Origin of the sequence: Ideonella sp. B508-1 (assembly GCF_000333615.1) — a bacterium.
GTDB lineage: Bacteria > Pseudomonadota > Gammaproteobacteria > Burkholderiales > Burkholderiaceae_C > Ideonella.
Window position 1 is genome coordinate 1 of record NZ_BADL01000122.1, and the last position, 7,471, is coordinate 7,471.

At 68.1% G+C, this 7,471-nt stretch carries 5 protein-coding genes and 1 pseudogene; 2 read left to right on the forward strand and 4 right to left on the reverse strand.

Going from position 1 to position 7,471, the window contains the following annotated elements:
- Window positions 1–4: 4 nt before the first annotated feature.
- Entirely contained in the window at window positions 5–1,765 is a 1,761-nt protein-coding gene (locus I73_RS26110; RefSeq protein WP_159105847.1) for a methyl-accepting chemotaxis protein, read from the reverse strand.
- Between the two features lie 268 nt (window positions 1,766–2,033).
- Here I73_RS26110 and I73_RS30725 point away from each other — a divergent pair, with 268 nt between their 5' ends.
- Window positions 2,034–3,896, forward strand: coding sequence for an ATP-binding protein (locus I73_RS30725; protein ID WP_083876559.1), 1,863 nt, complete (start codon window positions 2,034–2,036; stop codon window positions 3,894–3,896).
- Here the strand turns inward: I73_RS30725 and I73_RS05345 are convergent.
- On the reverse strand, window positions 3,831–4,733 hold the full coding sequence (locus I73_RS05345) for a LysR substrate-binding domain-containing protein (protein ID WP_022979670.1): 903 nt from the start codon (window positions 4,731–4,733) through the stop codon (window positions 3,831–3,833). The two genes, I73_RS30725 and I73_RS05345, sit on opposite strands and share 66 nt — an antisense overlap.
- A 102-nt stretch (window positions 4,734–4,835) precedes the next feature.
- Here I73_RS05345 and I73_RS05350 point away from each other — a divergent pair, with 102 nt between their 5' ends.
- Window positions 4,836–6,047, forward strand: coding sequence for an MFS transporter (locus tag I73_RS05350; protein ID WP_022979671.1), 1,212 nt, complete (start codon window positions 4,836–4,838; stop codon window positions 6,045–6,047).
- Between the two features lie 254 nt (window positions 6,048–6,301).
- Here I73_RS05350 and I73_RS31395 read toward each other — a convergent pair.
- Together I73_RS31395 and I73_RS33075 are read right to left on the reverse strand one after the other, a co-directional pair.
- Window positions 6,302–6,813 (reverse strand): annotated as a pseudogene (locus I73_RS31395) (transposase); the annotation flags it as partial.
- Window positions 6,814–7,056: 243 nt separating this feature from the next.
- Window positions 7,057–7,471 (reverse strand): hypothetical protein (locus I73_RS33075; RefSeq protein WP_234409415.1); only part of this gene is annotated, 415 nt, incomplete at its 5' end.

The window sequence follows — 7,471 nt, forward strand, 5'->3', positions numbered from 1 at the left end:
CGCGTCAGACGCTGATCTCGGCGATGCGGGCGTCCACCGTGTGCACGGCCTCGCCCAGCTCGGCCAGGGTCTGCTCGGCGGTCTGGATCAGCGCGGCACCGCTGGCCACCCGCTGCTCGGAGTCGACCGTCAGCGCGCGGATCTCCTTGGCCGCCTCGGCACTGCGCTGGGCCAGGGTGCGCACCTCGCCGGCCACGACGGCAAAGCCGCGGCCCTGCTCACCGGCCCGGGCGGCTTCCACCGCGGCGTTCAGCGCCAGGATGTTGGTCTGGAAGGCGATCGAGTCGATCAGGCTGGTGATCTCGGCGATGCGGCGGCTGGCATCGTTGATCTGGTCCATGGCCGTGCGGGTGTCCTGCATGACCTGCTGGCCACGGCGGGCGCGTTCCACCGCCTCGCGAGCCAGGCTGGCCGCCTCGCCGGCGGAGGCGGCGCTCTGGCCGGCCGACTCGGCCAGCTCGCGCAGGGTGGCGGCGCTGGACTGCAGGTGGGCGGCCTGTTCCTCGGTGCGTACCGACAGGTCGTGGTTGCCGCTGGCGATCTCGTCGGAGGCCAGGGCCACGCTGCGCGAGACCTCGCCCACTTCGCCGAAGGCGCCGCGCAGCTTGGCGGTGAAGCGGTTGAAGCCATCGCTGATCTCGCTGATCTCGTCCTGGCCATGCACCGGCAACTGCACCCGCAGGTCGGCATGGCCGCTGGCCAGGCCGTGGATGGTGTGGCTGAGCTGGCGCAGCGGGCCGGTGAGGGTGCGCACCAGCCAGGTCATGGCCACGGCGGCCAGCAGGCAAGCCAGCAGGGCAGCGCTGACGACCCAGCCCAGCAGCTGGCGTGCGGCCGCGGTGGCCACCTCCGGCGGGTAGGACACGACCACGCTCCAGGGCGTCACGCCCTCCAGCACGGTCACGGGGTTGAGCACATGCTCCCAGCCCTGGGCATCGGTGAACTGGTAGGGCCGACCCTGGTCGATGGCGGCCAGGGCCTCCGGCGGCAGGTCGGTGGCCTTCTTGGCCAGCATCTCGGTGTGGCGCGTGGCCACGTAGAGGCCGCCGTGGCTCAGCAGCGCCACATGGGCACCCGGCAGCGGCTGCATCTCGCCCACGCGCCGGCTCAGGTCGGCCAACGGCAGGTCGGAGCCGGCGGCGCCGACGAATTTGCCGTCGACCAGGATGGGGGCCACCATGGTGGTCATCAGCACGTCTTTGCCGGCCACCGGGTAGAGGTAGGGCTCGATCAGCGCCTCGCGCAGGGTGCGGCGCGGGATGTCGTACCAATCGTTGGCGCCGGCCTTCTCATAATCCAGCAGGGCTTCCACCGCGATCTGCCCGCTGCCGCGGTTCCAGTAGGCGATGTAGCGGCCGGTGTCGTCATAGGGCGGGCCGCTGTGGGCGAATTCGGCATCGCGCCCGTCCAGGGCGTTGGGCTCCCAGATCGAATAGCTGCCGATGAACTCCTTGTGCTCGGACAGCGTCTGGCGGGCCATCGCGTCCAGCTGCGGCCGGGTGGGCGCCAGCTTGGCAGCCTTCAGACCGGCCAGGCTGTCACGGAGGTTCTTCACGGCGGAGAAGCTGCGGCCGAGCTCGCCACCCACCTGGGCCGAAGCCTCGCGGGCGGCCAGTTCGGCCTGATGGGCGGTCTCCTCGCGGGCCGTCTTGGCGGCACGGGTGCCCACCACCGCGCTGGTGATACCCACGCACAGCACGCACAGGGCGGTGGCGGCGATGGACAGTTTGGCAGTCAGGCTCAGGGCATACAAAGGGCGGAGCATCGTAGGCATCGTGTCTGGACAGGCTGAATCGGGGTGTTCTCCACTATCGGACGCCCCTGTCCAGGCTGAAGGCAGGAAAAGCCGGTTCTTTGCCTGACCCCCTTGTCAGCGTTGCCTGTTTATGCGGGTCGTCAGGTAAACCTGCTTCATTGATGTCAAAAAGTGACGAACAGAAGCAATTACAAGCAATTTTCCACGCCCGGGGGGTTGTGAGACCGACACTGTGGCCCGCGCTGCCTCCGTGGCCTGTACTGCCCTGCCTCACACCATGAACGAGCCCTTGCCGATGGACGCCCTGACCCTGCGCGGTGGCGCAGAGCTGATCCGTCGCCTGGCCTGGCTGATGATCGTCGCGGCGGTGGCGCTGGAAGGCCTGCAGCTGTATTTCCTGCACCAGATCCGGCCCGGGGCGGTGCTGGGGGCGCTGTCCGGGGCTGGCATGCTGCTGCTGCTGCGCTGGGGCAAGCCGCGTTGGGCTGCCTGGCTCTTTCCCATGTCGCTGGTGGTGATCACGCCGCTGGTCGCCTTCCAGGTGGCCGGGGTGCGCAATGCGTCCTGGGCCCTGTTGCCCATGGCCACCATCCTGGCAGGCTGGATGCTGGGTCGGCGCCAGGCCTATCTCGTGGCGCTGCTGGGCCTGACCGGTCTGGCCGGGGTCTGGTGGCTGCGGATGCGGGGGGTGGAGGCCGAGCCGGCGGTGCCGGGTGTCTACGCCGTGCTCTACGGGATGATCGGCCTGATGGGGGCGGTGATGGGCACGTCCACCGCCAGCAGTTTCGACCGCCAGCTGGAGCGGGTGACGGCCCTGACCCAGGCCCTGCAGCGCAGCAACGAGCACCTGGAAGCCCGGGTGGTGGAACGCACGCGCGAACTCATGGCCACCAACGAGGCCCTGGCCCAGGCCAAGCAGGCCGCGGAAAGCGCGGCCCAGGCCAAGGCGGCCTTCCTGGCCAACATGAGCCACGAGATCCGCACGCCGCTTAATGCCATCCAGGGCCTCAGCCATCTGCTGCTGCAGACGGCGCTGGATGGCCGGCAGCGTGCGCACGTGGGGCAGCTGCACCAGGCCGGCAGCCACCTGCTGGCCATCGTCAACGACATCCTGGACCTGAGCAAGGCCGACGCCGGTCGCATGACGCTGGCCACTGAGCCCTTTGCACTGGACATGGTGCTCAGCCGCGTGCAGGCCCTCATCGGCGAGGCGGCGCAGCGCAAGCAGCTGCGCCTGAGCAGCCGGCTCGACCCCGCCGTGCCGACCTGGCTGATGGGCGACCCCTTGCGCCTGGGCCAGGTGTTGATCAACCTGGGCCACAACGCGGTGAAGTTCACCGACCAGGGCGAGGTGGCCCTGACCGTGCAGGCGCTGGAGCGCCAGCCCGACAGCGTGCTGCTGCGCTTTGCCGTGCGTGATTCGGGGGTGGGCATCGCCCCTGAAGACCAACCTCGCCTGTTCCAGGAGTTCGAGCAGCTGGACAACTCGTCCACCCGCCGCCACGGCGGCACGGGCCTGGGCCTGGCCATCTCTCGCCAGCTGGTGCGGCTGATGGGCGGCGAGATCGGGGTGGACAGCCAGCTCGGGCAAGGCGCGACCTTCTGGTTCACGGTGCGGTTGCCGGTGGCGATGGCGCCCGAGCATGACGCGCCCGCGCGTGCGCCGGCACCCCCGGCCCCCAGGCTGAGCGGCTTGCGGCTGCTGCTGGCGGAGGACCATCCGGTCAACCAGCTGGTGGCGGCCGAGCTGCTGCGGGCGCTGGGGGCCCAGGTGGACGTGGCCGAGGATGGCCGCCAGGCGGTGAGCATGGGCGGGCAGGGGGTCTACGACGCGGTGCTGATGGACCTGCAGATGCCTGGCCTGGATGGCGTGCAGGCCACCCAGGCCTTGCGTCGTGTGCATGGCGCGGCCCAACTCCCCATCATCGCGATGAGTGCCAGTGTGATGGCCGAAGACCGCCAGCGCTGCCTGGACGCGGGCATGAACGACTTCGTGGCCAAGCCCTTTGAACCCGAGGAGCTGTGCGCCGTGCTGCTGCGCTGGACCCGGGAACGCCGGACGGACGCCGGCCGCTCAGCGCTCGAAGGCCCGCGGACCGAGGCGCTGGACCACATGGTCCAGGAAGCTGGTGATGCGTGAGGACAGGGCGGTGTTGCGGTAATAGACCGCATGGATGGCCTGGCGGATGTCCAGGCTCTGCCGCACGAACAGCGGCACCAGCCGGCCGCTGCGGCGGTCCTCCAGGGTCATGAAGTCCGACAGGCAGACGATGCCCGCGCCCGCCAGGGCCAGCTGACGCAGCGTCTCGCCGCTGGGCGAGGCGATGGCCGGCGCGATGCGCAGCGGCGTGCCCTCGGGCGTGCGCAGCGGCCAGTCGTTCAGGCCCTCCGGCTGGGTGAAGCCCAGCAGGGTGTGGCCGGCCAGCTCCTGCAGGCGCCGGGGCGTGCCGCAGCGGGTCAGGTAGTCCGGGCTGGCCAGCACCCGGATGCGGCTGCTGCCCAGCGGCCGGGCGTGCAGGGTGGAGTCGCGCAGCGTGCCGATGCGAAAAGCCACATCGGTGCGGTGCTCGATCAGGTCGGTGATGCCTTCGTTGCTGTGCAGCTCCAGCGTGACCTGCGGGTGTGCGGCGCGGTAGCTGTCCACCAGCGGCACGATCACATGCAGCATGAAGGGCGTGGCCGCGTCCACCCGCAGCCGGCCGGCCGGTTGCTCGCGCCGGGCGGCCATCTGCTCCTCGGCCTCGTCCACGGCGGTCAGGATCTGTCGCGCCTGGGTCAGGAAGACCTCGCCTTCCTCGGTCAGCTCCAGGCGGCGGGTGGTCCGGCGCAGCAGGGTGGTGGCGAGCTTCTGTTCCAGCCGGCCCAGGCTGCGGCTGATGCCGGAGACGGTCTGCCCCAGCCGCTCGGCTGCGGCCGTGATGGAGCCGCCATCCACCACCGCCGCAAAGGCCTGGAGTTCATCGAGGGTGGTCTTCATTCTTGATTCCGCCGCAAGAGAGTTTCGTTGTCACACGGGTTTTTCGGCAAGTATCCCGTGGGCAGACTGCGTGCATTCCGTTTCCATCCCCAGGATGCCGCCATGCCCATTGCCTTGCTGGCGCTGACGCTCAGCGCCTTCGCCATCGGAACCACCGAGTTCGTCATCGTGGGGCTGATCCCCACCATCGCCGCCGACCTGCAGGTCAGCCTGCCCTCGGCCGGGTTGCTGGTCAGCCTCTACGCCCTGGGCGTGGCCGTGGGCGCGCCGGTGCTCACCGCGCTCACCGGCCGCGTGCCGCGCAAAGCCTTGCTGCTGGGCCTGATGGCCCTGTTCACGCTGGGCAATCTGGCGGCCTGGCAGGCGCCGGGTTATGCCACCCTGGTGCTGGCGCGGGTGCTCACCGGTCTGGCCCACGGGGTGTTCTTCTCCATCGGCTCCATCATCGCCACCAGCGTGGTGCCCAAGGACAAGGCCGCCCGTGCGATCGCCATCATGTTCACCGGCCTGACCGTGGCCCTGGTGACCGGCGTGCCGCTGGGCACCTTCATCGGCCAGCACTTCGGTTGGCGGCAGACCTTCCTGGCCGTGTCGGCGCTGGGTGTGCTGGCCTGCATCGGCAGCCTGCTGTTCGTGCCGCGCGACGTGCACCACAGCGCCCCGGCCACGCTGCGCCAGCAGCTGGCGGTGCTGGGCCAGCCGCGCCTGCTGCTGGTCTACGCGATGACGGCCATCGGCTACGGCGGCTCCTTCGTCGCCTTCACCTTTCTCGCGCCCATCCTGCAGCAGGTCAGCGGCTACTCGGCCAATGCGGTCAGCGCGGTGATGCTGGTGTACGGTGTCTCGGTGGCGGCGGGCAATCTGTGGGGGGGCCGTCTGGCCGACCGGCGCGGGCCGGTGGCGGCCCTGGTCCTCATCTTCGCGCTGCTGGCGCTGGTGCTGCTCGTGCTGCAGTTCACCGCGCCGCACCCGGTGGCGGTGCTGCTGACCGTGCTGGCCTGGGGCGCGGTGGCCTTCGGCAATGTGCCGGGCCTGCAGGTCTATGTGGTGCAGCAGGCCCAGCGCTTTGCGCCGCAGGCGGTGGACGTGGCCTCGGGCCTGAACATCGCCGCCTTCAACCTGGGCATTGCCGGTGGCGCCTGGCTGGGCGGTCACATCGTGGCCGGCTGGGGGCTGATGCACACGCCCTGGATCGGCGCGGTGGTGGTGTCGGGGGCCGTGGGCCTGACGGCCTGGAGCGGGCGGCTGGACCGGCGTCTGCCGGCTCCGGCCGGGCGGCGGGAGGGCTCGACTAGGGCGGTAGCGCCGCGCTGAGGAGATCTGTGACTTGAAGCATTGGGTTGCACCGCGCCGGAAGCAACGGATTGCACTTCGAACCTCATCGCTCCAGATTTCGGGGCTTCGATGACAGCACTTTCAGATCGGAAGGAACCGTCCGATTGCACAAAGTCGATCTACGTCGCTAAGCCTTGCACTTTGTCAGGATTCAACTTTCCGGCCGCGTAGCACGGCTGTTCACCTTGGCTCGTGCCGCGAGGAAGGAAACTGGGAGCGGTCGGGGAACCGGATCCGCAGCGTTCGCCGAGATTTCGCATATCCAGAGTGAGCTTGCGGTAGCCGTAAATGCCCCCGTACTCCAGCCATGCCTGCTTGAGCAGCCCTGACAGCCGTACGTCGTCCATGGCGCGCGGTGACTGTGGTTCAGCCTTTCAGGCGTAATACCCGCTCGGATTCACCAGAAGGACCTTGCACATGCGCCGGACGGTGAATTCCTTCTCGTGCCGTCGAATGAACGCCTACCTCACCCGGACTGCTTGGCAAAGTACGCTGCGGCTTTTTTAGGATGTCGCGCTCTTCGGTCACGCGCCTGAGTTCGGCCTTCAAACGCCGCAGCTCCTCGGTCTGAGAGGCCTGGGCTTGGCGATCGCCAGCAGGCGCGCGGTAGACCTTGATCCACTTGTATAGGCTGTGCTGGCTCGCCGAGCCGCGCCGACACCTCGGCCACCTTGTGGCCACGTTCGGTGATCTGCTTGACCGCCTCGATCTTGAATTCTTCGGGGAAACGTTGGGGCTTCGTCACGGCACCTCCTATTGGGCCTCAGTTTGAGGCTCGAAGGTGTCTACAGAATCCGGGGTGATTCAGGTCAGCGTCCGCATCAACCTGCATGGAAGTTGTCTTGCTGATCACGCCAGCATCGCCAAGTTGCCCTCTATGAAAGCTCTCTTGAAATCGTCGTCCGCCAGGCTGATCTTCTGAATCGACACTGTTATCCCTTCGTCACGTGCAGCTTGCCCGCTTGCTTTTGCCTAGCGATCCAGCCGTTCAAGGCTTCGAACGCAACGAAAGCAGCGACCGCTCCCAGAGTTCCGGAAGCGGATTCTTTGCATTGGCATTGCGCACGAACGTGCCCCAGTGCAGGGGCATCTGCGCAGCCTTTTCGTGCTCGCGCAGTTGGATCGCAAAGCCGTAGTCTTCGCGCAGCGTCATTTGAAGGGCGGCAGAGACATGGGGCATGGACTTCGAATCTTCGCGCTTCTTGAACACACCGACCGGAACCTCCGCTCCGCCGGGCTTGAGGAAAGTTTCCCTTGTGGAAGGCACTAAGTTGTATTGCTTCCCAGCGTCGTCCAGTTTCCACTGAGACGGCCCAAGACCGAGAGTCGCGTGCTCCAACAGGCTGCTGCGGCCATTGATGCCTCCTCCGGCATCGTGACTCACCCCGATCAATAGAAGTCGG

Bases quoted from the DNA above. Each gene is read 5' to 3' on its own strand.
- I73_RS05350 (WP_022979671.1), top strand. From the start codon at position 4,836: ATGCCCATTGCCTTGCTGGCGCTGACGCTCAGCGCCTTCGCCATCGGA.
- I73_RS26110 (WP_159105847.1), bottom strand. From the start codon at position 1,765: ATGCTCCGCCCTTTGTATGCCCTGAGCCTGACTGCCAAACTGTCCATC.
- I73_RS30725 (WP_083876559.1), top strand. From the start codon at position 2,034: ATGAACGAGCCCTTGCCGATGGACGCCCTGACCCTGCGCGGTGGCGCA.
- I73_RS05345 (WP_022979670.1), bottom strand. From the start codon at position 4,733: ATGAAGACCACCCTCGATGAACTCCAGGCCTTTGCGGCGGTGGTGGAT.